Raw genomic sequence first — 25,631 nt, 5'->3', positions numbered from 1 at the left:
CGCCACGGCCAATAAGGAAAGCCTGAACCGGAGGGTCGATATCGGGCGAATGGGCCTGCAATTTTCGGGCATAGTAAGTCCTTTGTTGCGGTTGGCCCTTGCATTCGAGCGGACGCGCATGCGCATCGGCTTGCCTCAGGTGAGGTGGGCGAGATGGCGAAAGGGGTTGAGGCGGCCGAGCAGGCTGAAGCGGCGGCCGTCGTGGCGGGCACGGGCGCGGCTGGCCCGCCACATCCGGAAGGTCGCGCGGCGCTCGGTGAGCACGCCGGCAACGTCGCAGGCATTGGCGATGCGATCGACGGGCGCCATGGCGAGCCGCAGCAGGGCGCGGCCAAATCCGGTCACGAGAGCCGCGGCGTCGTCGACAAAGGTGGAGGCGATATCAACAGCAAGGGTTTGCATTTTGCAGGTCTCCAGGTTAATTTGAACAATGTTCAAATGAGTAGCTTGAAAATGAACAATGTTCAAGAAGAATCGCTGCGAGACCAGAAAAAAAATCGGCGCCGGCTCCTTATCGTGGAGATCGCCCGGGGGATTATTTCCGCTAAAGGATTGAGATCATTGAAGGTTCGAGACGTTGCGGACGCCGCCGGCTGCTCCGTCGGCAGCGTCTATAACGAGTTCGGGGACTTCGACGGGGTGATCCTGACCGTCAACAGGGAGACGGTTCAGGCCCTCACGGTGCGATTGGGCGAGGTTCCGGCCGAGGACCCGGTTCGCCAGCTCTATGGATTAGCCGAGACCTATCTCGATTTCTTCGCCGAGAACGCCAATCTGCTGCGCTCGCTGTTCGAACATCGGATGGAGGACGATCGTCCGTATCCCGACGACATCCTTCAGATGGTGATGGACGCCTTCGCGCTGATGCATCCGCCCTTGGTGCGGGTGCTACCGGATGCGGACGACGTGAAGATCGCGCTGTTGTCGCGCACGTTGTTTTCCGCGGTGCATGGCATCATTTCGCTTGGCCTCGAAGAGCGCATGGTCGCCGTGCCGCCGCAGTTGCTGCGACAGCAGGTTACGCAGTTTCTGGACGCGCATCTCGTCGGTCTCGGGATCCTGCCGGCGCGATGATTGCGATGGCCGCCGTCACGCCCGAGCGGCTTCGCGCGGCCTCGTGACGACGACGACATCGGGTTTCCCGTTGTCGACCTGAACCCGGTTGCGTCCCTTTTCCTTGGCGCGATAGCAGGCGGCATCGGCCTGACGCATGACCTCCTCGAGCGTGGTGTCGCGGTCGGCTATGCAGGCAACGCCGATACTCGCGGTCACCGCAAAACAGCGATCGTCCCAGGCGAAGCTGAACAGTTCGAGCGACCGGCGCAGCCGCTCGGCGATGTCGACGGCGTCGTAGGGCGCGCATTGCGGCAAGATCAGTGCAAATTCGTCGCCGCCGAGCCGGGCGACCAGATCATGCGGCCGCCGGCCCTGCTGCAACAGCTGCGCGACCTGACACAGCAGCCGATCGCCCGCGAGATGCCCACAGCTGTCGTTGACGCTCTTGAACTGGTCGAGGTCGAGCAGGATCAGGCTGAGCGCACCTTCGCTGCGACCATCGAGCTCACTTTGCAGGCGGGCTTCGAAGGCGCGGCGATTGACACTACCAGTCAGCCAATCATGCGAGGCCTGAAAGGCGAGGCGCTCCTTCTCGGCGTGCAGCGCATCCTCGAACGCCTGCCGCTGGAGCACCAGTCGCCGCGTGTGCCAGATCAACAGCAGGATCAAGGCGGCGGCGGTGGCGATGTTCAGCCACGTCAGCGTCAGCTTGATCGCGCGGGAGCCCTTGCCCAGCACCGCCGAGAACCGCTCGGCATGCTCGGTGAATTGCCTGTTCAGCTCCGAGAGCCGGGCCGACAGGAATTGCAGGCGGCCGCTGTCGCCGATGGGGCCGTCCTTCAGTTCTCCTCGAATGACCTCACCGAAGACGTTGAGCTCCAGCAGCATCGGATCGGTCGCGGTCCACTCCCGGATTGCATCACGGAAGAAGCTGACCTGGTGGAAATAGCGGAACAGCCAGATCAGGCCGGGAACGTCATCGGGATGGTTGCCGCCTTGCAGGAAGCCGATGCGCGCGAGTTCGACATCGACTGGATCGCGCTCCAGCGCCCATCTCGCATATTCGTCGCCGATCGGGACAGCGAGCGAACTCTGGTATTGCGCGAACTGGCCGGCTTCGCCCGAGTGCAGATAGAGATTGAGGAAATAGACAGCGTTCTTCTGCGAGCGCGACCACATCGCCTCGCCCGCGACATAGGCGCGAACCGACGACATCACCTCGAGGCTCAATCCCGCGATCGTCGCCTGCAGCACGACGACCATGACGAATGGCGAGACGAGCTTGATGACGTGAAGGAAGCTGCGTTCCTTCGCCGACGTTGCTGTTCTGCGAAACACTCTGCGTTCCCCAAATCACTCAACGATCCCAGCGGAGCGTTCCGCTGATAACGCCAATAAGACGGGAACACTGCTTAATTCGACTTGAAGAAGCCGAAAGACCACCGCGCACGGTGAAAGCGCTGTGAAACCGATGCGTGTAGATCGCTGCAAATGCTACGCAGCCGGAACCGGAGCGGTATCGGCGCGCCGATGCCGCAAATCCGACTTTCGCCGTTTACCCGATCGAGAGGATTTCAGCCCGGCGCTACACCAGCACTGGCTTGCGGACGCGGCCGGCATCGCCGAAGACGCGCAAGTACCGCTCGATCTCCGAGGGCATTCCGGTCGCCTTCTCCGGATTGTCTGAGAGCTTGACGGCCGGATGTCCGTCGACCGACGACACCTTGCAGACCAGCGAGATCGGATCGAGGTTGAACGAGCCGTCCGGCGCGCAGCCGACGAAATCGTTGGTGAGGTTGGTGCCCCAGCCGAACGAGAGCCGCACGCGGCCGGCGAAGTGGTGGTAGGTCTCCTCGATCGAGCCGACGTCCATCGCATCGGAGAACACCAGCAGCTTGTCCCTGGGATTGCGGCCCTTCTTCTCCCACCAGGCCACGATCTCTTCGCCGGCCTGGATCGGCGGCGCGCTGTCGGGGCGGAAGCCGGTCCAATCGGCCACCCATTCCGGCGCATCGCGCAGGAACGCCTTCGTGCCGAAGGCGTCGGGCAGCGCGATCAGCAGATTGCCGCCATAAGTCTGACGCCACTGGTCGAGGATGCGATAGGGCGCCCAGCGCAACTCCTCGTCGTCCTTGGCGAGCGCGGCCGCGACCATCGGCAGCTCGTGCGCGTTGGTGCCGATGGCTTCGAGATCGTTGTCCATCGCCAGCAGCACGTTGGAGGTGCCGATGAAGGATGAACCAAGACCTTCCTTCACCGCTTCCACGCACCAGCGCTGCCAGAGGAAGCCGTGGCGGCGGCGGGTGCCGAAGTCGGACAGCCGCAGATTCTCCAGCTTGCGCAGCCGCTCGACCTTGGTCCACAGCTTGGCCTTGGCGCGGGCATAGAGCACGTCGAGCTCGAAGCGGCCGCGGCCCTTCATTGCCGACCGCGAGCGCAATTCGTTGAGGATGGCGAGCGCGGGAATCTCCCACATCGTGGTGTGGGTCCACGGCCCGTGGAAATGCAGCTCGTACTGGCCCTCGACCTTGCGCAGCTCGTATTCGGGAAGGCGGAATTCGGCGAGCCAGCGGATGAAGTCCGCCGAGAACATGTGCGTCTTGCCGTAGAAGGTGTTGCCGGCGAGCCAGATCAGCTCTTTCTTGGTGAAGCGGATGGTGCGGGCGTGGTCGAGCTGGGCGCGCAGCTCTCCTTCGTCGATGGTCTCCGCAAGGCGCACATGGCGCGAGCGGTTGATGACCGAGAAGGTCACCTGCTGATCCGGGTAGTCTTCCCGAATCATCTGTAACATCAATAGCTTATAGAAGTCGGTATCAAGCAGGCTGCGGATGATGGGATCCAGCCGCCAGCTATGATTGTAGGTTCGGCTCGCAATGTCGGTCACTGTCATGGCCGAATTCTAGCGTGGCCGCCCGCGCGCAACCAGTGGGTTTGGCGAGGGGCTGGCCACGGCGCGGGTCGGTGTCATCAGGGGCGGTGAAACAATTCCCTCGGCCATCGTAACGGCCAGGTCAGCCGCCCGCGGCCGTCGCAGCCACGGACTCCAATTGCGCCCGGACCCAGCGATGGGCCTGGTCCTTCTGATAGCGCTGGTGCCAGACCATGAACATCGGCAACTCGGCCAGGGTGCGGGTGCGCGAGGGCAGTGGTATCCGCGCATGCGCAAAACCGTGCATTACGCCGGAGGCGAGCAGGCTCGGCATGCTCGCCAGCATCTGCGAGCCGCGCAGGAACGACGGCACGCCCGAGAAGCTCGGCACTGAGATGGCAATGTCGCGGTGAAAGCCGTTCGCAGCGAGCCGGCGATCGAAGTCGAGCCGCTCGTTGTCGGTATAGACCACGGTGATATGGCGTGCGGCGAGATAGGCGGCGCGGCCCGGCGGCGCGGCGCGCGCCTTGGGATCGAAATAGCAGACGTAATGGTCGCTCAGCAGCCGCTTTTGCACGATGTCGACGCCAACAGGCGGCAGCGGGGTGATCAGCAGGTCGCAGCGATTTTCGCGCAGCATCGCGGGCGAGGGCGATTGCGATGGGATCACGCGCAGATTGAGGCTCTTCACCTGCGCGGCGACATGCCCGAAGAAGCGCGGCAGCAGCAGGTCACGCTGGAAATCGTTGGCGGCGATCGTCAGCGAAAGCTGCGCGCTGGCCGGCTCGAAGGTGCCGCCGCCGGCGAAGCTGCGCATCTCGTCGATCAGCGCGCGCGCCTTCGCGGCCAGGGCCTGGGCATGGGCGGTCGCGACGATGCCGCGGCCGGACTTCGCGAACAGGGGATCGCCGGCGATCCGCCGCAGCTTGTTCAGGCCGTGACTGACCGCCGATTGCGTCAGGTCGAGGCGCGTTGCGGCTGCGGTCACCGAGCCCTCCTCCAGGACGGCCAGGAACAGTTCGAGGGCGTGGCCGTCGAGCGCCAAATGATCGATTTCCTTCATGCAATGCATTATAATCGATCTATTTATTTGTGGAATAGGCCGGCCCATGATCTCGCCGACACGCCGCGTCCGGACCGGTCGCGGCCACAGGGAGAGACAACGCCGATGAATGTCCAGGCGCCAGCCTTACGGGATCCTCGCCTCAACAGCCCCGAGCCGTTCACCCCGCGCGACGGCGGCTTTTTCCAGCGCGACCGCACCATCCATCCGCCGGCATACGCGCCCGGCTACAAATCCTCGGTGCTGCGCTCGCCGCGCCAGGCGCTGCTGTCGCTCGAGAACTCGGTCTCGGAGATCACGGGACCGGTGTTCGGCCACAACGATCTCGGGCCGCTCGACAACGATTTGATCCGCAACTACGCCAAGGACGGCGATCCCGTCGGCGAGCGCATCGTCGTCCATGGCCGCGTTCTCGACGAGACCGGCCGCGGCGTGCCGAACACCCTGGTCGAGTTCTGGCAGGCCAATGCCGGCGGCCGCTACCGGCACAAGAAAGATACCTATCTGGCGCCGATCGATCCGAATTTCGGCGGCTGCGGCCGCGCGCTGACCGACGACAGCGGCTATTACTATTTCCGCACCGTGAAGCCGGGCCCCTATCCCTGGCGCAACTTCGTCAACAGCTGGCGTCCCGCCCACATCCACTTCTCGGTGTTCGGCTCGGGCTTTGCGCAGCGGCTGATCACGCAGATGTACTTCGAGGGCGATCCCCTGATCCCGGTCTGTCCGATCCTGACGACGATCCCGGACAAGGACGCGCTCGATCGCCTGGTGGCGCCGCTCGATCTCAACGCCTCGACGCCGTTCGACTCGCTCGCCTACCGCTTCGACATCGTGCTGCGAGGCCAGCGCTCCACCTATTTCGAAAATCGTCCCGAAGGCAACTGAGCCCAGGAAACTGAATCATGCCGCAGCCACTCGACTATCTCAAGGAAACCGCCTCGCAGACCGCCGGCCCTTACGTCCATATCGGCCTGATTCCGGCCATGGCCGGCTTCGACATTTTCGAGAAGAACTTTTCCAACGTGCTGGTGACGCCGAACACGCAAGGCGAGCGCATCACGCTGGAAGGCAAGGTGCTCGACGGCAGCGGCTCGCCGCTGCGCGATGTGCTGCTCGAGATCTGGCAGGCCAACGCGGCCGGTCGCTACAATCATCCGGCCGATCGTTCCGTCGGCGCGCTGGATGAGGAGTTTCGCGGCTGGGGCCGCGGCGGCTCCGATTTTGAAAGTGGCGTCGTCACCTTCGAGACCATCAAGCCGGGCGCCATCACCGACAAGGCGGGACGCAAATGCGCGCCGCACGTCAATGTCTGGATCGTCGCGCGCGGCATCAATATCGGCCTCAACACGCGTCTGTATTTCTCCGACGAGGAAGCCGCCAACGCCGCCGATCCCGTGCTCAACCTGGTCGAGCCGCAGGTGCGTCGCAAGACGCTGATCGCAACGCGTAGCGAGCGGGCCGGCAAGGTCGTGTATTCCTTCACGATCAATCTGCAGGGACCGGACGAGACGGTTTTCTTCGACGTCTGATTGATCCCGTCTAAGATGAAACGGCCCCGTTCGAGGATAGGGCCGTTTCTGTCGTCGCGATCTCGGAACCGCAGGACTATCGTCGCCGCTTCGGGAGTGAGACCAAAGTCTAGGCCAAAGATCCCTGCCGCCCAGGAACCAAATCGCCTCCCGATCCTTGCTCCGATAGGTCCCTCGCGGAGGTTTGTCATGAGCAAGCTGCAAGAGCGCGAAACGGCCCCAGACGTCTACAATCTCCTTCTGGCAGCCGTCCTCTTCGTATCGCCGTGGCTGTTCAAGCTGACCAATAGCCAGGGCAAGATCGACCTGTGGGTCACGAGCGCCATCATCGTCGTGCTCTCGCTGGCAGCCATCATTGCCTACCGGGACTGGGAGGAATGGATCAACGTCCTGATGGGCGTCTGGCTCATCGCATCGCCCTGGCTGCTCGGATTTCCGCATACGCGGGCGATGCACCTGAGCATCGGCTTCGGTATCGCCATCGTGCTCCTGGCGCTGCTCGATCTCTTTCTGCACTACGAAAAGAGGCATCCGGACGACGCTCTCGCGGAAGCGCGGCGGAAAAGCGTCCGCCAGTAGAGCTTCGATCAGGCTTCGTCGCCATGAAGCTGCGTCCGAAAGGCACGCGGCGACAGCCCGGTGGCTGCGGCATAAACCCGGCTGAAATAGGCGGGGTCCTCGAAGCCAAGGGCATAGGCGATCGTCGAGACCGGCAGGTTGGTGTAGACGAGGTTGCGCCGCGCCTCGCGGATCAGCCGGTTCAGGATCAGATGCGAGGCGGTGTCGCCGGTCGCCGCGCGCGTGACACGATTGAGATGGGTCGGCGTGATGGCGAGTGCCTTCGCATAGTCGGCCACCGTCCAGCGCTCCAGATGATGCTGTTCGAGCGAGGCTTCGAAGCGGCGGAACAGGTTTGTCTCGGCATTGCCGCCGCCGCCGCTCTCGCCGGTGAGGGCACGTGCGACGAGGCCGATCATGGCCGCCGACAGCGCGCGCAGCACATGGGCGCGGCCGAAATCGCGCGCGGCGTGCTCGGCAAAGATCTGTTTCATGGTGGCGCGGATCTGCGGCGTGCCGCGCACCACGGCCGATTGCGACAGGACGCCGCGCAGCCCTTCTGCCGCGAGCAGGACCTCGTCAAGGATTTCAGCGGCGATGGTCAGCACCCAGCCTTCGGTTCCGGGCACGAAGCTGAAGCCGTGGACATGGCCGACCGGCACGTTGACGATCTGCATCGGCTTGAGCGGCACCACGCGCCCGTCGAGCGTCGCCTCGCCGCCGCCGCGCTCGATCAGCAGCACCTGGTGCAGACGGGCATGCCGGTGCACGGCGAGCGTCCAGTCGTGCAGAACCGAGCGGGACGCAATCGTCTCGCAATGGACCACGTCCGGCAGGTCGCCGGCTTCGCCGAACAGGTTGTAGACCCGGATGGCCGGGGCGGGGGCTGCTGTCCTCATGTTCGAATAGTACAAGACAATGGCAAAACCCTCCATCGGTCCGAGCAGCTGAATCTGCAAAAAAGTAGGCGCGGGAGGACGGAAAGATGAAAGTTCAGGTCTGCATCATCGGCGGCGGGCCGTCCGGGCTGTTGCTGTCCCAGCTTCTGCATCTGAAGGGCATCGACACGATCGTGCTGGAGAAGTCCAGCCGCGACCACGTGCTGGCTCGCATTCGTGCCGGTGTGCTGGAGCACGGCTTTGCCAGGCTGATGCGCGAGGCGCAATGCGGCGAGCGGATGGACCGCGAGGGCGAGATCCACAACGGCTTCGAGATCGCCCATGACGGCGTGCTCTCCCATATCGATCTGCACAAGCATTCCGGCGGCAATTCGGTGCTGGTCTACGGCCAGACGGAGCTGACGCGCGACCTCTACGAGGCGCGCGACCGGCTCAGTGGCAAGGTGGTGCACAATGCCGAGGACGTGACGCCGCATGACCTGGCGTCGGATCGGCCTTACGTGACGTACCGCGCGAACGGCGCGACCGTTCGCGTCGATTGCGATTACATCGTCGGCGCCGACGGCTTTCACGGCGTCAGCCGCAAGTCGATCCCGAAGGACGTGCTGCGCGAATACGAGAAGGTCTACCCGTTCGGCTGGCTAGGGGTGCTATCGCGCACCAAGCCGGTGTCGCCGGAACTGATCTATGTGAAGCACGATCGCGGTTTCGCACTCTGCTCGCTGCGCTCACAGGTGCTGAGCCGCTATTATGTCCAGGTGCCGCTCACCGACAAGGTCGAGGACTGGTCGGACGAGGCGTTCTGGGCCGAGCTGAAGCGTCGCCTGCCGGACGACGTCGCTGCGCGATTGGTGACCGGTCCCTCGATCGAAAAGAGCATTGCACCGCTCCGCAGCTTCGTTGCCGAGCCGATGAGTTACGGCCGCCTGTTCCTCGCCGGCGATGCTGCCCACATCGTGCCGCCGACCGGCGCGCGTGGGCTGAACAGCGCGGCCTCGGACATCCATTATCTCTATCACGCGATGCTCGCCCATTATCAGAATGGCGACGATTCCGGGCTGAAAGGCTATTCCGCAAAGGCGCTGGCGCGTATATGGAAGGCGCAGCGCTTCTCCTGGTGGATGACGATGATGCTGCATCGTTTCCCCGATCGCTCCGAGTATGAAGACCGGCTCCAGCAGACGGAGCTGGACTATCTGCTCTCGTCGGAGACGGCGCAGCGGTTGCTCGCAGAGAACTACGTGGGGCTACCGTTCTAGAGCATGATGGCGCTGGGTTCGATCGGCCTGCCCCCCTCGTCGTACCCCTCCCTCCGGAAGAGGTGTCTGGAGATTGTCGAGGGATTGCTTTAGCAGCAGCTACTTCCCTTCCAGCGTATTCACCGGCGTCCAGTCGGCCGCCGGTGGATTGGTCGCCATGATCCGCGCACGTTTGGCGAAGTATCGGCACGGCGGATCGTCTCCGCCGGCACTTTCAAACAGCTCGGCCGCTTTTGCGAAGTCGCGGGCGCGCCAGCACGCCAGTGCCTTGGCATAAGTCGCCGCGCGAATGCCTTGCTCCTGCGTCTGCTGGCTCTTCTCGGCGAGCGGCTCGTATACCCTGATCGGCTCGTCGCGTCCCTGCACCCTGACCATGTCCAGCTCGCGCCAGACATAGGCGCTGCGGCTCTGGTTCACGGTTGCCTCGGAGGCCATGATCACGGTGCCGAAATACTTGTTCGCGCCTTCGAGCCGTGAAGCCAGGTTCACGGTGTCGCTCATGACGGTGTAGTTGAAGCGCCGGCGCGAGCCGATATTGCCGACCACCGCTTCGCCGCTGTTCAGCCCGATGCGGTGGGCGAGACCGCGGCCCCGAAACGCGGGATGGCTGTCGTTGAGCTCGTCGAGCCGGTCGCGGCATTGCAGCGCTGCCGCCACCGCGTGCTGCGCATGATCGGGATCGACGGCCGGCGCACCGAACATCGCGACGATGGAATCGCCGATATATTTGTCGACATAGCCGCCATGGCTTTCGATGATGTCGGTCATGGCCGAGAGATAGTCGTTCATCAATGCGACCAGCTCTGCCGGCGTCATCTTCTCGGCAATCGAGGAGAAGCCGCTGAGGTCCGAGAAGAACATGGTGATGTTGCGCATCTCGCCGCCGAGCACTGGCATCTTGCCGGAGGCGACCATGCCGTCGATCACCTCGGGCGCGAGATAGAATGCAAAGCTCTTGCGCAGGAAACGCTCCTCGCGGTCGGCGATCACGAAGCGGTAGCCGATCATCATCGCGAGCGCTGTGAGACCCGCGAGCACGGGCTCGGTCAGGGGCAACGCGATGGCGTGCGCGAATGTGCCGACGGCGACGGCAGCGTAGGCGACGGCGAGTCCGAGCCAGGTGATCGCCGCGCCGGTCGGAGCGAGCAGGCAGGCGGCGGCGGCAATGATCGCCGCGAACACGATCGTCAGGATCGTCCGCAGCGGAAAGGGGAGCTCGGTGACGGCGTCATGCTCGATCAGATTTCGTACAGCAGTGGCGTGGACGAAGACGCCGGCAACCGCGCTACGGGCTTGTTTCGCAGCGCTCGCAGGGGCGGGCAGAGCGCATCGCGCCGCCGGTCCTCCGTCATAACCGCGGCCCAGGTGCATCGACGTGAGCTTGCGGTCTTCGAAATTGAGGATGCTGCCGAGCAGCACGATCTTGCCGTCGAAGGCACGGCGGAAGAAGTCGGTGTCTCCCTTCTCGGCGCAGGCGCGCAGATCGGCGAAGGAATAAGCGGGAACGTCGTGGCCCATGCCGCGGAAGTTGAGGGTGAGCGTGTTGGGCACCGCGCCCGGGACCGCGTAGCCGGACAAGCTCGTTATCCCGGTGGGGCCGGCCTCGGGCTTGACGCCGAGCGATCGCGCGGCGAGTTCGACGGCCATCGCGGGCACCGGCTGCCCCTCGATCGAGAAGCTCAGCGGCATCCGTCGGATGACGTTGTCGGGGTCGGTATGGACGTTGAGGGCGCGGATGTTGTTTTTCACCGCCAGTTGCTGCGCGCGATCGGGCCTGTCCGGATGGTCATTGCTGAGAATCTCGCCAAGCACGAGCTTGCCGCTGTCGGAGAGCTTCCTGAGCGCGATCAGATAGTCCCGGTCAAATCCCCTCACGCGGCTGCCGAACGACACATCGCCAAAGGGAATCTCCGACTGCTCGATCGAGCTCGGAAAGATGACGTCGAATCCGATGACCTTGGCGCCCCCCTCGGCAATGCTGCCGAGCACCCGGCCGATCTCGCGCGTCCAGGTTTGCGTCGGCGATCCCTTGAAGGGCGGCGTCTCGTAGGTCTCTCCGTCAATCGCCACGACGACGACCGGCGACGTCGCGGGATCACGATGGTCGCCGAACATTGTCCAGCGCAAGGCCGTGAGAATGTCGAGCGAGAGCCCTTGCAGCCGCTGGAACGGAGGAGACGTGAAAGCCGCGCCCGTAAAGAGCGCAATCAGGATCGCCGCAACGATGTCCCGCTTGCCGATCCGCCGCATCGTTGCCGTCGCGGACCGTCTATTCGAGCCGCAGCAGACGGCCGATGATCGGCGTCGGCGATGTGGTCGCGCTGGCGTCGACCTGGAACGTGTAGCGCTTGTTGCCGAGCTTCGCGAGATAGCTGCCGCCCGGTGTCAGCGACTTGCCGGCCTTCGAAAGGTCGTAGAATTTTCTGGCGACCATGATGTCGTTCTTCAGCGCAAGTGTGATCGTGGGCTCCTTGCCGTCGGTGCGTTCGATCACCAGCGTGCTGCCGCTCTTGGCCTGGATCAGCGGTGCGACACCGTAGATCGTCGGCAGCTTGGCCGGCGCGCTGTTGGCATCGGCTCGCATGCTGCGGAACGTGGTTGCCGCGCTCTGGTTCGCCTCGCGCTCGGAGAGCTGCGCGGCGTTGGCATCGCACGGCACCTTGACGCGCTGGATGTTGCCGAGTTGCACGGTGCTCTGTTCCGCGCCGACCAGCACGACGCCTTCGGTGATGGTCTCGCGCAGGCAGGATTTGAGATAGCTGAGCGTGATGCCGGCCTTGGGGCCAAGCTTGATGATCTTGCCGGGCGCTACATAGTCCATGAATTCGATGCCCTCGACCTTGCCCTGCACGTCCTCGACGATGGCGGCCGGCGTCTCCGCAATGGCCGGCGCACTCAGGCAGAACAGGCCGACGATGGCGCCGATCAGGCTTCTCATGGTTTTTCTCATTCCAGTTCGAAAGGATAGGAGACTGATCCACGTCTCGCTGGGAGGTTATCAGGGGGACCCCAGGCAAGTGTGATCAGAATCACTCTAAGTATTGGTGCAGCCTGGCAGGATCAGGTTCAAACCTGTGATGGCAGAAAACGGCGCTGCAGCCAACCGTGCCGCTATGCGCCCGTCAGAGCGCCGGGGCGGTTTCCGGAGAGCGGTCCTGGTCCGAACGGCTCCCAGTGGCTCCATATATAATGGGTGCGAGGGCCGCCTCGGATTTCTGCAGGGGTGTCGCGGTCTGCCCGGTGGCGATCGCCACGACCTCTTCCCAGCGCGACAGAAAGGCTTCAACGCAGGCCGGGTCGAACTGCCGTCCCTGGTTTTCGACCATGTAGGCGCGTGCGACGTCCAGCGGCATCGGCTCTTTATATGGACGTTTGGTCGTCAGGGCGTCGAACACGTCCGCGACCGCGACCACGCGCGCGGCGACAGGGATCTCGTCCGCCTCGAGGCCGTTCGGATAGCCGGCGCCGTCCCAGCGCTCGTGATGGCCTGCGGCAATCTGCGCGCCGAGCTGGATCAGCTCGCAGCTCGAATCGGCGAGGATCTTCTCGCCGATCGTCGCATGGGTGCGGATCACCGCCATCTCGTCGTCGGTCAGCTTGCCGGGCTTGAGCAGGATATTGTCGGGAATGGCAACCTTGCCGACGTCGTGCAGGGGCGCGGCGAGATAGATGTCGCGGCAGAGCCGGGCAGGGAGACCGAGTTGCTCGGCGATGATCCGGCTGTAGCGGGCAACGCGCAGCGTGTGCTCGCCGGTGTCGTTGTCGCGATATTCGACCGCGAGCGCGAGCCGCAGGATGATCTCCTCCTCACGCTCGCCGAGCTTGCGGGTGGCGGCCGCGACGTCGCTCGCCAAATGCGCCGCGCGATCGTTGAGCTTGCGTACGGCTGCACCAAGCTGAATCAAATTCCGCAAGCGCACCGTCATCTCGACGCTCTGCGGTGCCTTGGGCAGGAAATCGGTTGCACCTGCCTGCAGCGCTTCCATTTTGAGGTCGTCAGTCTGCCGCGAGGTGATCATCGCGATCGGAATATCGGTGCATCCCGGCAGTGTACGAAGCGCGCGGATGAAGCTGATGCCGTCCATGTGCGGCATTTCGTAGTCGACCAGAACGAGATCGAACACCCGCTCGCGCGCGCAAGCCAGCGCCGCGACGGGATCGAGGAAGGTCGTGGCCTCGACGAGCCCCTCCGCTTCGATATGACGTTTCAGGAAATTGAGGACAGAGCGGCTGTCATCAACCAGAAGCGCTTGGGTCAGCATCGGCGGCCGGTCCCGTTCGGATGGCGAGGCGTGCCCTCGACGAATAGCCTGCGCGATTTAACGCGGAGCAAACATTCATGCCGCGGCAAACTGCCTCAACGTTGCGCGCAGCGCATGAGATTTGAGCGGACGATGCACGCTTGCATGCATACGCGAAGTCTTTGGGATTGTGACCCGTAGTTGTACGGGGGATTCCATTAGGAGTTTGCACACTCTCCAACGCGAATAGTCCTCGTAGGAGATTCGCGCCATGCGTGCAGCGGGTCTCGGGAATTTGGGGGACGAATGTCGTCTGATGTCACTGAGCCGAAGTGGTCCCTACGGCTGCCTGCTGATTGCAGCATCGCTGCGATCCGCAGCGTGTATGACCTGATCCGCGAAGCGTTCGGCCGGCAGGACCGGCTCGAGATCGATTGCTCCAGCGTCGACAAGGCCGACGTGACCTCGATTCAGCTTCTGCTGTCGGCTGCCAAGACCGGCGATGCCCAAGGCCGCCCGGTGGTTCTGACCTCTTTCTCCCAGTCTCTGCGCAACACCCTTCGTCGTGCCGGCTTCGCCAGCGACGCGATGATCGATCAGCACTTCCCGCAAAAGAAAGATGGCATCTAATGGCCACGATTCTCACGGTCGACGATTCCCCCAGCATCCGTCAGATGATCAAGGTCGTGCTGGAGCCGGCGGGTCACAGCGTGATCGAGGCCGGCGACGGGGCGCAAGGCCTCGCCAAGGCGCAGGCCGGCAAGCTCGACCTCGTCATCACCGACCTCAACATGCCCGTCATGAACGGGCTGGAGCTGATCAAGGCGCTGCGCAAGCTGCCGAGCGCGGTCGGCATGCCGATCGTGTTCCTGACCACCGAATCCAACGACGCGGTGAAGCAGGAGGCCAAGAGCGCCGGCGCCACCGGCTGGATCACCAAACCGTTCAAGCCCGAGCAACTGCTCGCCGTCGTCGCAAAACTGGTGCGCGCATGAGCGCGATGGACCCGACCGAGGTCTTTCGCCAGGAAGCCAGCGAGCTGTTCGAGGTCCTTGAAGGGGCCCTGCTCGACCTCGGCCAGCGTCCCGACGACCGCGAGCTGGTCGATTCAGCCTTTCGCGCCCTGCACACGATCAAGGGCTCGGGCGCCATGTTCGGCTTCGACAAGGTCGCATCGTTTACCCACGAATTCGAAACCGCTTTCGACCGCGTCCGCAAGGGCGAGATCAAGCCGACCCAGGAGCTGATCTCGGTCGCGCTGGCCGCCAAGGACTACATCCGCGCGCTGATCGAGGATCCGCAGTCGACCGACGACATCATCGGGGAGGCCATTCTCGACGACCTCAAGCGCTTCGTGTCGTCGGATCGACCAGCCGCGTTGGTCGCCGAGATCGCGGAAGCCCCGCCGCTCGCGCCCGTCGGGAGCAGGCAGGTCGGCTGGCACCTCTACCTGGAATTCGAATCCCACATCCTGCGCAACGGCTCGAACCCGCTCGATCTGCTGGAAGATCTCTGCAAGCTCGGTCCCTGCTTCGTCGTGCCCATCACCGACGGCGTCCCGTTCCTCGACGAGATGGAGCCGGAAGACTGCTACCTGAAGTGGGACGTCAAGCTGCACGCGGCCTGCGACAAGGACGCGATCGACGATGTCTTCATGTTCGTCTCGGACGAGATGAAGCTGACGCTCTCGCCGCTGGAGCATGTCGAAGCGCCCGCGCCGGTGCCGCTGTTCCATCTGCTCGACGAAGAGCCGGCGGCGGGTGTGATTTCCGCACCGGTCGTTGAGGCCGTTGCTGCCCTCGTTGTCGAGCAGCCTGCCGCAGAGGCTGAGCCCAAGCCGCAAGCCAAGCCTGAGGCCAAGGTCGAATTGAAGCCTGAGCCGAAGGCCGAAGCCAAGCGCGACGATCGGGGCATTGCCACGGTCCGCGTCCAGGCCGAGCGCCTCGACGAGTTGATGGACCGGGTCGGTGAACTCGTCATTGCCCAGGCGCGACTGAGCCAGCTCGCCGCCTCCGGCTCCGACCTCTCGATCAAGATGATCGCCGAGGAGATCGAGCGCCTCGCATCCTCCTTGCGCGACACCACGATGGGCGCGCGAATGGTGCCGATCGGCTCTTTGTTCGGCCGCTTCCGCCGCCTGATCCATGATCTGTCGCGCGACCTGTCGAAGCCGGTCGAGTTCGTCACATCGGGCGAGGATACCGAGCTGGACAAGACCATGATCGAGTGCCTGGCCGATCCGCTGGTGCACCTAATCCGCAACGCCATCGACCACGGCATCGAGGACACCGCGACCCGCGCCGCCAATGGCAAGACCGAACAGGGCCGGATCGAGCTCGCGGCCGTACACTCCGGCGCGCAGGTGCTCGTCACCGTGAAGGACAATGGCGGCGGCCTCAACACCGCCCGCATCCGCGCCAAGGCCGAAGAGCAGGGCCTGATCTCCGCCGGTGCCGTGGTTTCCGATCACGAAATCCATCAGTTCCTGTTCCACCCGGGCTTCTCGACCGCGCAGACCATCTCCGCGCTGTCCGGCCGCGGTGTCGGCATGGATGTGGTCAAGCGCACCATCGAGAACATGCGCGGCTCGATCGACCTGACGACCAGGCCGGGCCAGGGCACCACGGTGACCTTGCGGCTGCCGCTGACGCTGGCAATCATCGAAGGCCTCCTGATCCGTGTCGGCGAGGGCCGCTACATCATTCCGCTGTCCGCCGTGGAAGAATGCGTCGAGCTGACCGCCGAGGACGAGCGCTCGCGCGGCCGCAATTTCCTCAATGTGCGCGGAAATCTCGTGCCCTTCCTGCGCCTGCGCGAGATGATGTCGTCGACTGGCGCGCCCGACCGCCACCAGAAGACGATCATCATCTCGACCGGCGAGACCCGTGTCGGTCTCGTCGTCGACCAAATCATCGGCAACCACCAGACCGTGATCAAGTCGCTCTCCAAGCTGCATTCGGACGTCACGATCTTCTCCGGCGCGACCATCCTCGGCGACGGCACGGCGGCGCTGATCCTCGACGTCACTCAGCTCGTCACCCTGGCGCAGTCGAAGGTCGAGAAACAGCATATCTGCGAGGCGGCGTGATGACCGAAGGACAGGTGGCGGAGCACCGGGCCGACGCGATGCAGGTCGTCATGATCGGGCTAGGTGAGGAGAAATTCGCACTCGACGCCGGCCTCGTGCGCGAGATCATCGATCCCGTGCCCGTCACCAGAGTTGCGGGCGCGCGCGCCTTCGTTCCGAGCGTGATCAACGTGCGCGGCAACGTCATTCCGCTTGCGGACTTGCGCATCCGTTTCGGCATGCCGCAGCTCGAGGACTCCGCGGACACGCGCATCGTCGTGATCGAGATCGAGCTCGACAACGAGCCCGTGCTCGTCGGCGTCACCGCCGACAAGGTCTACGAGGTGACCGAGATCTCGCAGACCGACGTGCAGCAGACGCCGCGCGTCGGCATGCACTGGAAGCCGGAATACATTCGTTTCATTGCCAAATGGCGTGAAGAGTTCGTCATCGTTCCGAACATGGAACGCATTCTGAATTGAAACGGGGTCTCGCGGCGAGACCGGGTTGGGGGCTGGTTATGAGATTTACGGTCAAGGCAAAGCTTGCCAGCGCGTTCGGCCTGGTCATCGTCCTGTCGATGGTCGCCGGCGGCGTCGCCTACATGAAGCTCGGCGACATGATGGCGACCGCCGATAACATGGTTCTGCGCGCCAAGCGCATGGAGAAGGCGACCGAGATCGAGAAGGACATTCTGATCCAGCTTCGCGCGGAGAAGAACGCGATCCTCGGCACCGACAGCGAGATCGAGCAGGCCATCTCCGACGCCGCGAAGCGCCGCGAGGAGGCTGCCAAGACCAGGGACGAGGTCTACGCGCTCGCGAGCGAAGCCGGCAAGAAGCTGCTCGACGCCTTCGCCGCGACCTACGGCAAGATGAATACCTACCAGGAAGAGACGATCCGGCTGTCGAAGACCGACAAGGCCAAGGCGACCGAGCGCTCGATGAACGAAGGCCGCAAGATCGTGAATGAGGCGCTGGAGTCGATGGGCGCCTATGTCGACAATACCAAGAAGGAGATGGCCGAACAGGCGGTCGAGTCGAAGGAAGAGGGACATCAGGCGCAGTTCATGCTGCTGACGTTGCTGGGCGTCTCGCTGCTGGTCGCGATCGCCGCAGCCCTGTGGATTTCGATATCGATCAGCCGTTCGCTCGGCCGTGCCGTCAGCCTCGCCGGCGCTGTCGCCGACGGCGATCTCAACCAGACGATCCCGTCCTCCAGCAACGACGAGATCGGCGACCTCACCAAGTCACTGAACGTGATGGTCGGAAAGCTCCGGCAGATCGTCGCCGAGGCGCTCACCGCCGCGCAGAACGTCTCCGCCGGCAGCCAGGAGCTCTCCGCCAGCGCCGAGCAGCTTTCGCAGGGCGCGACCGAACAGGCCTCGTCCGCCGAAGAGGCTTCTTCCTCGATGGAAGAGATGGCCTCGAACGTGAAGCAGAACGCCGACAACGCCAACCAGACCGAGAAGATCGCGGCGCAGTCGGCCAAGGACGCAGAAGCCAGCGGCGTCGCCGTCGGCCGCGCCGTCAGTGCGATGCAGACCATCGCCGAAAAGATCACCATCGTGCAGGAGATCGCGCGCCAGACCGACCTGCTCGCCCTGAATGCCGCGGTCGAAGCGGCCCGCGCCGGCGAGCATGGCAAGGGCTTTGCGGTGGTCGCCTCCGAGGTACGCAAGCTCGCCGAGCGCAGCCAGGCTGCGGCGGCCGACATCGGTACGCTGTCGAGCGAGACCGTGAAGGTCGCGCAGGAAGCCGGCGAGATGCTGTCCAAGCTCGTGCCCGACATCAAGAAGACCGCCGAGCTGGTGCAGGAGATCACCGCCGCCTGCCGCGAGCAGGATGTCGGCTCCTCGCAGATCAACCAGGCGATCCAGCAGCTCGACAAGGTCGGGCAGCAGAACGCCAGCGCATCCGAGCAGGTGTCCTCGACCTCGGAAGAGCTCGCCTCCCAGGCCGAGCAGCTCCAGTCGACCATCTCGTTCTTCCGCATCGAGCATGGCGGCCGCGGCGAGAGCGCCGCGTCCGCGCCGATCGACCGCGCCGTCACCCAGCTCCGCAGCAAGGCGGGGCAGATGCAGGCGGCGGACCGCGGCGCGAAGAAGCCCGCACTCGCTCGCAAGCCTGCGCGCGCGATGAAGGTCGCGGGTGGCGGAGGCTTCGCCTTCGACATGCATGACGGCGAGGACGATCGCGACGCCGAGTTTCAGCGCTGACATCTAGAACCATCTGATCCTGGACTTTTGCAATGGCCGCAACCTCGCAATATCTGACGCTCGGGCTCGCCGGCGAGACGTTCGGCATCAGCATCCGCAACGTGCGGGAAATTCTCGACATGCGACCGATCTCGCGTCTGCCGCATGCGCCGAATTTCCTCCTCGGCATGATCGACGTGCGCGGTGCCGGCTACCCGATCGTGGATCTCCGGACCAAGCTCGGCCTGCCGACTGTCGCCGCCACCGAGGCGACCCGGATCATCATTCTCGACGTGCCGATGAAGGACCGTCTGGTCGGCGTCGGCTTCGTCGCCGACTGCGTGTTCGAGGTCACCGACATCGACGAGCAGGCGATCGAGCCGATCCCCGAAGTGGGCGGCAAGTGGCAGTCCGACTACGCCGCCGGCATCGGCCGCAAGGGCGAGAAGTTCGTCGTGATCTTCGACCTCGCCAAGCTGATGGCAAACGACGAGTTGCCGGGCGAGGCGCCGCGCGCGGCCTGAGTTTTGCGACACCAAGCGTTCTTGCGCGTAACCAACCGAAATTCGAACAACGAGACTGAACATGAGATTCACCGTCAAAGCCAAGCTCGCGAGCGCGTTTGGCGTCGTCATCCTGCTGTCCATGATTGCCGGCGCCGTCGGCTATCTGAAGCTGTCCGACATGGTCGGAACGGCGGAACATCTGGTCTCGCGTGCCGGTCGAATGGAAAAGGCCGCGGAGCTCGAAAAGGGCATCCTGGCGCAGGTCCGTGCCGAAAAGAATGCAATCCTGGCTTCCGATGCCGAGTACGACGTCTTCACCGCCGATCTCGCGAAGGTCCGCGGGTCCCTGCAGAAGTCGAAGGACGAGATCTATTCGGCGGCGAGCGAGGGCGGCAAGAAGCTGATGGACGTCTTCATCGCCGCTTACGCCAGGATGAATGCGTATCAGGACGAGACCGTCAGGCTGGCGAAGACGGACAAGGCCAAGTCGATGGATCGCTCCATGCATGAAGGTCGCAAGGTGGTCGCCGATGCGATGGACGCCGCCAACGGCTATGTGGCCTACGTCAAGAAGGCGATGGCCGACGAAGCCGAGCAAGCGAGGCAGGACGGCAGCCGGGCGGAGATCATTCTGATCAGCCTCGTGCTTGCCTCGCTGTTGATTGCCGCGGCGGCTGCGACGTGGATCGCGCTCAATATCAGCCGCGCCCTCGCGCAGGCAGTCGGCCTTGCCGACGCGGTGGCGATCGGCGATCTCAGCCAGAAGATCGAGTCCTCCGGCAATGATGAGATCGGTGATCTCGTCAAATCGCTGAACGCGATGACGGTGAACCTGAATGCCACCGCGGCGCTCGCCAATCAGATAGCGCAAGGCGACCTCACCGTCGAAGCCAAGGCGTTGTCGGACAAGGATACGCTCGGCCTCGCTCTTGAGCGCATGGTGGAAAAGCTCCGTCAGATCGTCTCGGAAGCCCTGACTGCGGCGCAGAACGTCTCCGCGGGCAGCCAGGAATTGTCGGCCAGCGCCGAGCAGCTGTCGCAGGGCGCGACCGAGCAGGCCTCCTCCGCCGAGGAAGCGTCCTCCTCGATGGAAGAGATGGCCTCGAACGTGAAGCAGAACGCCGACAACGCCAACCAGACCGAGAAGATCGCGGCGCAGTCCGCCAAAGACGCGGAGGCCAGCGGCGCCGCGGTCGGCCGCGCCGTCAGTGCGATGCAGACCATCGCCGAGAAGATCACCATCGTGCAGGAGATCGCGCGCCAGACCGATCTGCTCGCGCTCAACGCGGCGGTCGAGGCGGCCCGGGCCGGCGAGCACGGCAAGGGTTTTGCCGTTGTCGCTTCCGAAGTGCGCAAGCTCGCCGAGCGCAGCCAGGCGGCCGCGGCCGAGATCGGCACGCTCTCGGCCGACACGGTCAAGGTGGCGCAGGAAGCCGGTTCCATGCTGTCCAAGCTCGTCCCCGACATCAAGAAGACGGCGGAACTCGTCGAGGAGATCACCGCGGCGTGCCGCGAGCAGGACGTCGGCTCGGCGCAGATCAACCAGGCGATCCAGCAGCTCGACAAGGTCGGGCAGCAGAACGCCAGCGCATCCGAGCAGGTGTCCTCGACCTCGGAAGAACTCGCCTCGCAGGCCGAGCAACTGCAGTCGACGATCGCCTATTTCCGCATCGACCATGGTGGAAAGAGCCATGCTCCGGCGCCGATCGACCGGGCCGTCAATCAGCTGCGCGCCAAGGCTGCAACCATGGCTGCGGCCGAGCGGCCCGCCAGGAAGCCGCAGGCGAGGCCCGTGCGAGCGATGAAGGTCGCGGGCGGCGGCTTTGCTTTCGACATGAACGACGGCGAGGATGATCGGGACGCCGATTTTCAGCGCTGAGATTTTCCGGGGACGGGTTCGCTCCCGAGGGCGGATCCATCCTCTTCTGCAGGTGTGTAAACGGGTGGGAATCGATATGGCCTGGAGGGCCCGACGTTCATTGCATGCGGGCCTCCGGGGCCGGGGCAGGCGGTTATGATGCCGGCTGTCCAGGACCGGGCCGTGCATCTGTCGGACCGTCATTTCCGGACCATTGCCGACCTGATCGAAGGTCAGGTCGGCATCAAGCTGCCGCAAGGCAAGCGGCTGATGCTGGAAGGGCGCCTGCACAAGCGTGTGCGGGCGCTGAATTTCTCCGATCTGAACGAATATGTCGACAACCTGTTCGAGGCCAATCATTTCGACACCGAGCTGACCCATCTCATCGACGTGGTGACGACCAACAAGACCGACTTCTTCCGCGAGCCGCAGCACTTTGCGTTCATGCGGGACGTCGCCATTCCGTCGTTGCTCAAGCTGCACGGCCGCAGGAATGCGAACTTGAAATTCTGGAGTTCGGCGAGTTCGACCGGTATGGAGGCCTACACCACTGCCATGGTGCTGGACGACATGACCCGGAGCGGATCGCGGTTTCAGTACCGCATCCTCGGCACCGACATTTCGACCGCCGTGCTGCGCCTCGCCAGGACGGCGATCTACACCAGTGACGTACTGGCGCCGGTGCCTGAGCCGTTCGTGAAGCGATATTTCCTCTCCTCGCGCGACAGGTCCCGCGGCGAAGTGCGGGTGGTGCCGGAATTGCGGCGCATGACGCACTTCATGCGGATGAACCTGATGGATTCGTCCTATCCCGTCGACCGGGATGTCGACATGATCTTTTGTCGCAACGTGCTGATCTATTTCGACAAGCCGACGCAGCGGAAGGTCGTCGAGCAGCTTTGCAGTCATCTGCGGCCGGGAGGGTTCTTGCTGGTCGGACATTCCGAGTCGATGATTCACAGTGCCATTCCGGGGCTGAAGCAGGTTCAGCCGACCATTTTTCAAGTCTGAGCGGGAGCACGTTCAACATGCCGAGGGAGAAAGTTCGCGTGTTGATCGTGGACGATTCGGCGTCGGTCCGCCAAATCCTTCAAACGATCCTCAACGACGATCCTGACATCGAGGTGATGGCGACGGCGTCCGATCCGTTCGTGGCCGCCCGGCGCCTCCAGGACGAAATCCCGGATGTCATGATCCTCGACCTCGAGATGCCGCGCATGGACGGCATGACGTTCCTGCGCAAGATCATGGCGCAGCGTCCGATCCCCGTGATCATCTGTTCCTCGCTGACCGTGGAAGGCTCGCACGCGATGTTCGAGGCGTTCGAGGCCGGCGCCGTCGATATCGTGCCGAAGCCGAAGATCGACACGCGGCAGGCGCTGCTCGAATGCTCGACGCGCTTGCGTGAATCGGTGAAGTCGGCGGCGCGCGCGCGCGTGCGGCCGCGCACGGAACGGCGGGTCATCGAGAAGAAGCTGACGGCCGACGCCATCATCCCGCCGCCGGTGCAGGGCAAGGTTAGACCGACGACCGAGCGCATCGTCTGCATCGGTGCATCGACGGGCGGAACGGAGGCGCTGAACGACGTGCTCGAGATGCTGCCGGCGAACTGTCCTCCGATTCTCATCGTCCAGCACATGCCGGCTGGCTTCACGGCGGCCTTCGCCAAGCGTCTCGACGGCGTCTGCCAGATTCGTGTCAAGGAGGCGGAGGACGGCGAGACGGTGCTGCCGGGCTCGGCTTACATCGCGCCGGGGGCACGCCATATGCTGCTCCAGCGCATCGGCTTGCGCTATCAGGTTGCGATCAAGGACGGGCCACCGGTGTCGCGGCATCGCCCCTCGGTCGATGTGCTGTTTCGCTCGGCGGCCCAGCATGCCGGCGCCAACGCGCTCGGGGTGATCATGACCGGCATGGGCGACGACGGCGCGCGCGGCATGCTGGAGATGCGCAAGCTCGGCGCTTCGACCCGCGCGCAGGACGAAGAGAGCTGTGTGGTGTTCGGCATGCCCAAGGAAGCCATCGCCCATGGGGGCGTCGAGAAAGTGGTCTCGCTGAACCATATCCCGCGCGAGATCATGCAATGGTACCAGGCCGGGCACGCGGCGCTGACAGGTTGAACGCAATGTCCGCCATCCCGGCCAGCACGCTGACTGATGCGATCGCCGCAGTCGAGAACGTCTCGTCGCGCATCGAGGACGTGTTTGCGCGCGTTGGTCACGAGCTCGGTCGTGGCCAAATCATCTTCAAGGAGCTGAATCAGGGGCTCGCCTCTCTTGCCGAGGAGCTCTCCGGCGCGGAGATCGAGGTCGCCGCGACCGCGCTCCAGGAGATCGCGGCGCGGCTGAGTGAGCTGGCGCGGGCGTTGCCGGCCGAGAGCGCTTTGCTCGAGATGATCGGCAAGAGCACGAGCGAGGCGTCGGCGCTGCTGAAGCCGTTGTTCAAGCATATCCAGATGATCACCATCATCGCGCGCAGCGCGCGGATCGAGGCAGCCTCGCTCGACGGCGATCGCGACGGCTTTCTCGCCTTCACGCAAGAAGCTTACGATCTCGGCAAGGCCGTGCAGGGTTCGATCGAGGGCTGCGCGCGGGATCAGCAGCGTCTGTCGGAGGCCGTCGCCACCGCGTCCGGCCGGCAGAAGGAGTTCGAGAGAAATTACGGCGGTCAGCTCGTCGCGGAAAGTACCGAACTCGGTGCGGCCTATTCCGGTCTTCGCGACCAGCGCAGCAAGAGCAGCCATCTCGCCGATCTCGCGAGCGGCAGCACGCGGAAGATCGCCGAGGCGGTCGGCGGCGCGATCATTTCCCTGCAGGCCGGCGACAGCACAAGGCAACGCCTCGAGCATGTCTGCCATGGCTTGCGCCTTTCGTCGGGTTCGGAGCCAAGCCTCGTTCCGGGGCTTGCGGCCAGCGAGTACGGCATACACGCGCTCCGAAAGCTGGAGGCGGCCCAGCTGAGGGACGCCCAGCGCGAGTTCAGCGGTGACGTCGCGCAGATCATCAGGGCGCTGTCGGCGATCCTGAGCGATGCTGGCGTCGTCGTCGGTCACGGCCGCTCGCTGTTCGGCGGCGAGGACGGCGCTTCGTCGTTCATGACCCGCATCAAGCAGACGCTGGCCCATGCCTCGACCCTGATCGCGACCTGCGAGAGCGCCGGCCGATCGGTCGACGAGGCGCTCGCGGTCGTCGAGGATACGCTCGCCAAGTTCCGCAAGGCCATTGCGGGCCTCGCCGAGGCCACGATCGATATCACGTTGATCGGCATGAATGCCGGGCTCAAGGCGAGCCATCTCGGCAGTCGCGGCAGTGCCTTCGTCGTCATTGCCAACGAGCTCAAGGCGACCGCCGACCAGGTCTCGGCGGGCGCCGCACGCCTGCGGCCCGTCCTCGACGGTATCGAGCGCTCGGCCAACGAATTGAAGGAGCTCCGCGTCAAGGGAGATCCCACACAGCTCGCCACCCTAGAGCCGCAGATCCTCCAGGCGCTACGCGAGGTCGAGGTCGGCAACGAACGGCTCGGCAAGCTGATGACCCGGCTCGTCGACGAAGGCGCGGAGTTCGAAGGCCTGATGAATTCGGCGCAAGGCCTGATGAGCTCGCTCGGCGAAGGTTCAGCAACACTCCCCGCCGTTGCGGTGCGTCTGGAGACGGCAAGCGCAGGCGCGCACAAGCCGCAGCCGCAGGACGAGGCGCTGCTCGACGATCTCTTTGCGCGCTACACGATGGAGCGCGAGCGCGAGGTCCATCGTGACTTTCTGCAAGCCGTCGGGCTTTCGTCGAGTGCGGCCGCTCGCCGGGTCGAAGCGGTCGAGCCCGCGGATGACGGCATCGAGCTGTTTTGAGCCTGCTGCCGATGCCGGATGCGGCAGCGGCAATTTAACGAATTGGCTTTGCAGGGCGTTAACCGTGGCGAAACACGCGCCATATCGGTCATTGTCGCGCCCCAGAGTTGGTCGCAAATACGTTTGAACTTTGCGACGGATGTTTTCATGCTGAGAGACGGCAAATACGCTGCCTGGTTCAGAACCCCGCTTGGCCAGGGCACTGGCCTCGTCGAGTTGGTCGATGGACGGATCTCGGGCCGCGACAGCTTCTTCACCTACGGTGGTTCCTATCAGGTCGATCAGCAGCATTTCAACGGCGTCCTGACCGTGAAGCGGCACACGGAAGGCAATCCGAGCGTGTTCGGTCCTGACGAGGTCGAGGTCGGTCTGTCCGGCGTGTGCAATGGCGCGGTGGCGACGTGCTCGGGAACGGCGAGGGAAGTACCAGAGATCAAGTTCGAGGCGACGTTGATCTACAGCCAGGAAGAAGCCGTTGCCGTCGATTCGAAATGCGCGATCGTGAAGCTCAATGCCGACAAATTGCCCAAGGCGCTCGACAACAGGTCGCGCCCGCGGCCGCCTTTCGCACCCCCCAGGCCTCCTGCGTCCTGATACTGTCAGCGCTTTAGCTTTGCATTGACGCTGTTCTTGCAAATGCACGCGGCGACCGCACCGCGGCAAGAGTGCCTTCAGATGTAAA

At 64.1% G+C, this 25,631-nt stretch carries 24 protein-coding genes; 16 read left to right on the top strand and 8 right to left on the bottom strand.

Going from position 1 to position 25,631, the window contains the following annotated elements; all coding sequences use genetic code 11:
* Positions 1-135 precede the first annotated feature (135 nt).
* Positions 136-402, bottom strand: coding sequence for a hypothetical protein (locus QY049_RS39165; protein WP_309493930.1), 267 nt, complete (start codon positions 400-402; stop codon positions 136-138).
* 51 nt (positions 403-453) lie between these two features.
* On the opposite strand from QY049_RS39165, the gene QY049_RS34145 reads away from it, so the two are divergent.
* Positions 454-1,074: a TetR/AcrR family transcriptional regulator gene (locus QY049_RS34145; protein WP_258767031.1), complete on the top strand. Its 621-nt coding sequence runs from the start codon at positions 454-456 to the stop codon at positions 1,072-1,074.
* Positions 1,075-1,089: 15 nt separating this feature from the next.
* On the opposite strand, the gene QY049_RS34140 is transcribed toward QY049_RS34145, so the two are convergent.
* The 3 genes from QY049_RS34140 to QY049_RS34130 form a co-directional block, all read right to left on the bottom strand.
* Positions 1,090-2,394 carry a GGDEF domain-containing protein gene (locus QY049_RS34140; protein ID WP_258763000.1) on the bottom strand — a complete coding sequence of 435 codons (1,305 nt, stop codon included), beginning with the start codon at positions 2,392-2,394 and terminating at the stop codon, positions 1,090-1,092.
* A gap of 247 nt (positions 2,395-2,641) precedes the next feature.
* Positions 2,642-3,946 (bottom strand): nicotinate phosphoribosyltransferase, encoded by a 1,305-nt coding sequence (pncB, locus tag QY049_RS34135; protein WP_258762999.1) that lies wholly within the window; start codon positions 3,944-3,946, stop codon positions 2,642-2,644.
* Positions 3,947-4,067: 121 nt separating this feature from the next.
* Positions 4,068-4,997 (bottom strand): LysR family transcriptional regulator, encoded by a 930-nt coding sequence (locus QY049_RS34130; RefSeq protein ID WP_258762997.1) that lies wholly within the window; start codon positions 4,995-4,997, stop codon positions 4,068-4,070.
* Between the two features lie 96 nt (positions 4,998-5,093).
* On the opposite strand from QY049_RS34130, the gene pcaH reads away from it, so the two are divergent.
* The 3 genes from pcaH (at position 5,094) to QY049_RS34115 (ending at position 7,099) form a co-directional block, all read left to right on the top strand.
* Positions 5,094-5,876: a protocatechuate 3,4-dioxygenase subunit beta gene (gene pcaH / locus QY049_RS34125; protein WP_258762995.1), complete on the top strand. Its 783-nt coding sequence runs from the start codon at positions 5,094-5,096 to the stop codon at positions 5,874-5,876.
* Between the two features lie 17 nt (positions 5,877-5,893).
* Positions 5,894-6,520 (top strand): protocatechuate 3,4-dioxygenase subunit alpha, encoded by a 627-nt coding sequence (pcaG, locus tag QY049_RS34120; protein ID WP_194477502.1) that lies wholly within the window; start codon positions 5,894-5,896, stop codon positions 6,518-6,520.
* Positions 6,521-6,709: 189 nt separating this feature from the next.
* Positions 6,710-7,099, top strand: coding sequence for an SPW repeat protein (locus QY049_RS34115; protein WP_194477501.1), 390 nt, complete (start codon positions 6,710-6,712; stop codon positions 7,097-7,099).
* A gap of 8 nt (positions 7,100-7,107) precedes the next feature.
* Here QY049_RS34115 and QY049_RS34110 read toward each other — a convergent pair whose 3' ends face one another.
* Positions 7,108-8,013 carry a helix-turn-helix domain-containing protein gene (locus QY049_RS34110; protein WP_194482835.1) on the bottom strand — a complete coding sequence of 302 codons (906 nt, stop codon included), beginning with the start codon at positions 8,011-8,013 and terminating at the stop codon, positions 7,108-7,110.
* Between the two features lie 50 nt (positions 8,014-8,063).
* Here QY049_RS34110 and pobA point away from each other — a divergent pair, with 50 nt between their 5' ends.
* On the top strand, positions 8,064-9,236 hold the full coding sequence (pobA, locus tag QY049_RS34105; RefSeq protein WP_258762994.1) for a 4-hydroxybenzoate 3-monooxygenase: 1,173 nt from the start codon (positions 8,064-8,066) through the stop codon (positions 9,234-9,236).
* A gap of 99 nt (positions 9,237-9,335) precedes the next feature.
* Here the strand turns inward: pobA and QY049_RS34100 are convergent, their stop codons facing one another.
* The 3 genes from QY049_RS34100 to QY049_RS34090 all read right to left on the bottom strand — a co-directional run bounded on the left by QY049_RS34100 (position 9,336) and on the right by QY049_RS34090 (position 13,498).
* A complete protein-coding gene (locus QY049_RS34100) occupies positions 9,336-11,486 on the bottom strand; it encodes an adenylate/guanylate cyclase domain-containing protein (RefSeq protein WP_258762993.1) in 2,151 nt (716 codons plus the stop codon).
* Between the two features lie 19 nt (positions 11,487-11,505).
* Positions 11,506-12,174, bottom strand: a complete 669-nt coding sequence (locus QY049_RS34095) for a hypothetical protein (protein ID WP_258762992.1) — start codon at positions 12,172-12,174, stop codon at positions 11,506-11,508.
* 184 nt (positions 12,175-12,358) lie between these two features.
* On the bottom strand, positions 12,359-13,498 hold the full coding sequence (locus QY049_RS34090; RefSeq protein ID WP_258762991.1) for an HD domain-containing phosphohydrolase: 1,140 nt from the start codon (positions 13,496-13,498) through the stop codon (positions 12,359-12,361).
* Positions 13,499-13,783: 285 nt separating this feature from the next.
* Between QY049_RS34090 and QY049_RS34085 the strand changes: the two genes are divergently transcribed.
* From QY049_RS34085 to QY049_RS34035, 11 genes are all read left to right on the top strand, one after another.
* Complete coding sequence (locus tag QY049_RS34085; RefSeq protein ID WP_194477496.1) at positions 13,784-14,107, top strand: STAS domain-containing protein; 324 nt, start codon at positions 13,784-13,786, stop codon at positions 14,105-14,107.
* Complete coding sequence (locus tag QY049_RS34080) at positions 14,107-14,472, top strand: response regulator (RefSeq protein ID WP_194477495.1); 366 nt, start codon at positions 14,107-14,109, stop codon at positions 14,470-14,472. The genes QY049_RS34085 and QY049_RS34080 overlap by 1 nt, the downstream gene beginning before the upstream one ends.
* Entirely contained in the window at positions 14,469-16,565 is a 2,097-nt protein-coding gene (locus QY049_RS34075) for a chemotaxis protein CheA (protein WP_258762990.1), read from the top strand. Before QY049_RS34080 ends, QY049_RS34075 begins: the two co-directional genes overlap by 4 nt.
* Positions 16,565-17,026 carry a chemotaxis protein CheW gene (locus tag QY049_RS34070; protein WP_194477493.1) on the top strand — a complete coding sequence of 154 codons (462 nt, stop codon included), beginning with the start codon at positions 16,565-16,567 and terminating at the stop codon, positions 17,024-17,026. The genes QY049_RS34075 and QY049_RS34070 overlap by 1 nt, the downstream gene beginning before the upstream one ends.
* A 38-nt stretch (positions 17,027-17,064) precedes the next feature.
* Positions 17,065-18,762 (top strand): methyl-accepting chemotaxis protein, encoded by a 1,698-nt coding sequence (locus QY049_RS34065; RefSeq protein ID WP_258762989.1) that lies wholly within the window; start codon positions 17,065-17,067, stop codon positions 18,760-18,762.
* A gap of 32 nt (positions 18,763-18,794) precedes the next feature.
* Complete coding sequence (locus QY049_RS34060; RefSeq protein ID WP_258762988.1) at positions 18,795-19,265, top strand: chemotaxis protein CheW; 471 nt, start codon at positions 18,795-18,797, stop codon at positions 19,263-19,265.
* A gap of 61 nt (positions 19,266-19,326) precedes the next feature.
* Entirely contained in the window at positions 19,327-21,126 is a 1,800-nt protein-coding gene (locus tag QY049_RS34055; protein WP_258762987.1) for a methyl-accepting chemotaxis protein, read from the top strand.
* Between the two features lie 135 nt (positions 21,127-21,261).
* A complete protein-coding gene (locus QY049_RS34050; RefSeq protein ID WP_258762986.1) occupies positions 21,262-22,116 on the top strand; it encodes a protein-glutamate O-methyltransferase CheR in 855 nt (284 codons plus the stop codon).
* A gap of 17 nt (positions 22,117-22,133) precedes the next feature.
* Complete coding sequence (locus QY049_RS34045; protein ID WP_301270423.1) at positions 22,134-23,225, top strand: chemotaxis response regulator protein-glutamate methylesterase; 1,092 nt, start codon at positions 22,134-22,136, stop codon at positions 23,223-23,225.
* 5 nt (positions 23,226-23,230) lie between these two features.
* The gene (locus QY049_RS34040; protein ID WP_258762985.1) at positions 23,231-24,949 is read left to right on the top strand and encodes a chemotaxis protein; all 1,719 of its coding nucleotides are present in this window, start codon (positions 23,231-23,233) and stop codon (positions 24,947-24,949) included.
* Between the two features lie 147 nt (positions 24,950-25,096).
* Positions 25,097-25,543: a hypothetical protein gene (locus QY049_RS34035; RefSeq protein ID WP_194477486.1), complete on the top strand. Its 447-nt coding sequence runs from the start codon at positions 25,097-25,099 to the stop codon at positions 25,541-25,543.
* Positions 25,544-25,631 lie beyond the last annotated feature (88 nt).

The organism is Bradyrhizobium sp. WYCCWR 13022 (genome assembly GCF_030435535.1).
GTDB lineage: Bacteria > Pseudomonadota > Alphaproteobacteria > Rhizobiales > Xanthobacteraceae > Bradyrhizobium.
Note: the sequence above shows the minus strand (reverse complement) of the source record. Positions and strands in the feature narration are given on the sequence as shown.

Excerpts from the sequence above, each read along its gene's own strand:
- QY049_RS34045 (WP_301270423.1), top strand. The coding sequence starts at position 22,134 with ATGCCGAGGGAGAAAGTTCGCGTGTTGATCGTGGACGATTCGGCGTCG.
- pncB (WP_258762999.1), bottom strand. The coding sequence starts at position 3,946 with ATGACAGTGACCGACATTGCGAGCCGAACCTACAATCATAGCTGGCGG.
- pcaH (WP_258762995.1), top strand. The coding sequence starts at position 5,094 with ATGAATGTCCAGGCGCCAGCCTTACGGGATCCTCGCCTCAACAGCCCC.
- QY049_RS34095 (WP_258762992.1), bottom strand. The coding sequence starts at position 12,174 with ATGAGAAGCCTGATCGGCGCCATCGTCGGCCTGTTCTGCCTGAGTGCG.
- QY049_RS34060 (WP_258762988.1), top strand. The coding sequence starts at position 18,795 with ATGGCCGCAACCTCGCAATATCTGACGCTCGGGCTCGCCGGCGAGACG.
- QY049_RS34100 (WP_258762993.1), bottom strand. The coding sequence starts at position 11,486 with ATGCGGCGGATCGGCAAGCGGGACATCGTTGCGGCGATCCTGATTGCG.
- QY049_RS39165 (WP_309493930.1), bottom strand. The coding sequence starts at position 402 with ATGCAAACCCTTGCTGTTGATATCGCCTCCACCTTTGTCGACGACGCC.
- QY049_RS34040 (WP_258762985.1), top strand. The coding sequence starts at position 23,231 with ATGTCCGCCATCCCGGCCAGCACGCTGACTGATGCGATCGCCGCAGTC.
- pobA (WP_258762994.1), top strand. The coding sequence starts at position 8,064 with ATGAAAGTTCAGGTCTGCATCATCGGCGGCGGGCCGTCCGGGCTGTTG.
- QY049_RS34090 (WP_258762991.1), bottom strand. The coding sequence starts at position 13,498 with ATGCTGACCCAAGCGCTTCTGGTTGATGACAGCCGCTCTGTCCTCAAT.
- QY049_RS34050 (WP_258762986.1), top strand. The coding sequence starts at position 21,262 with ATGATGCCGGCTGTCCAGGACCGGGCCGTGCATCTGTCGGACCGTCAT.
- QY049_RS34085 (WP_194477496.1), top strand. The coding sequence starts at position 13,784 with ATGTCGTCTGATGTCACTGAGCCGAAGTGGTCCCTACGGCTGCCTGCT.
- QY049_RS34035 (WP_194477486.1), top strand. The coding sequence starts at position 25,097 with ATGCTGAGAGACGGCAAATACGCTGCCTGGTTCAGAACCCCGCTTGGC.
- QY049_RS34070 (WP_194477493.1), top strand. The coding sequence starts at position 16,565 with ATGACCGAAGGACAGGTGGCGGAGCACCGGGCCGACGCGATGCAGGTC.
- QY049_RS34115 (WP_194477501.1), top strand. The coding sequence starts at position 6,710 with ATGAGCAAGCTGCAAGAGCGCGAAACGGCCCCAGACGTCTACAATCTC.
- pcaG (WP_194477502.1), top strand. The coding sequence starts at position 5,894 with ATGCCGCAGCCACTCGACTATCTCAAGGAAACCGCCTCGCAGACCGCC.
- QY049_RS34065 (WP_258762989.1), top strand. The coding sequence starts at position 17,065 with ATGAGATTTACGGTCAAGGCAAAGCTTGCCAGCGCGTTCGGCCTGGTC.
- QY049_RS34080 (WP_194477495.1), top strand. The coding sequence starts at position 14,107 with ATGGCCACGATTCTCACGGTCGACGATTCCCCCAGCATCCGTCAGATG.
- QY049_RS34110 (WP_194482835.1), bottom strand. The coding sequence starts at position 8,013 with ATGGAGGGTTTTGCCATTGTCTTGTACTATTCGAACATGAGGACAGCA.
- QY049_RS34055 (WP_258762987.1), top strand. The coding sequence starts at position 19,327 with ATGAGATTCACCGTCAAAGCCAAGCTCGCGAGCGCGTTTGGCGTCGTC.
- QY049_RS34075 (WP_258762990.1), top strand. The coding sequence starts at position 14,469 with ATGAGCGCGATGGACCCGACCGAGGTCTTTCGCCAGGAAGCCAGCGAG.
- QY049_RS34130 (WP_258762997.1), bottom strand. The coding sequence starts at position 4,997 with ATGCATTGCATGAAGGAAATCGATCATTTGGCGCTCGACGGCCACGCC.
- QY049_RS34145 (WP_258767031.1), top strand. The coding sequence starts at position 454 with ATGAACAATGTTCAAGAAGAATCGCTGCGAGACCAGAAAAAAAATCGG.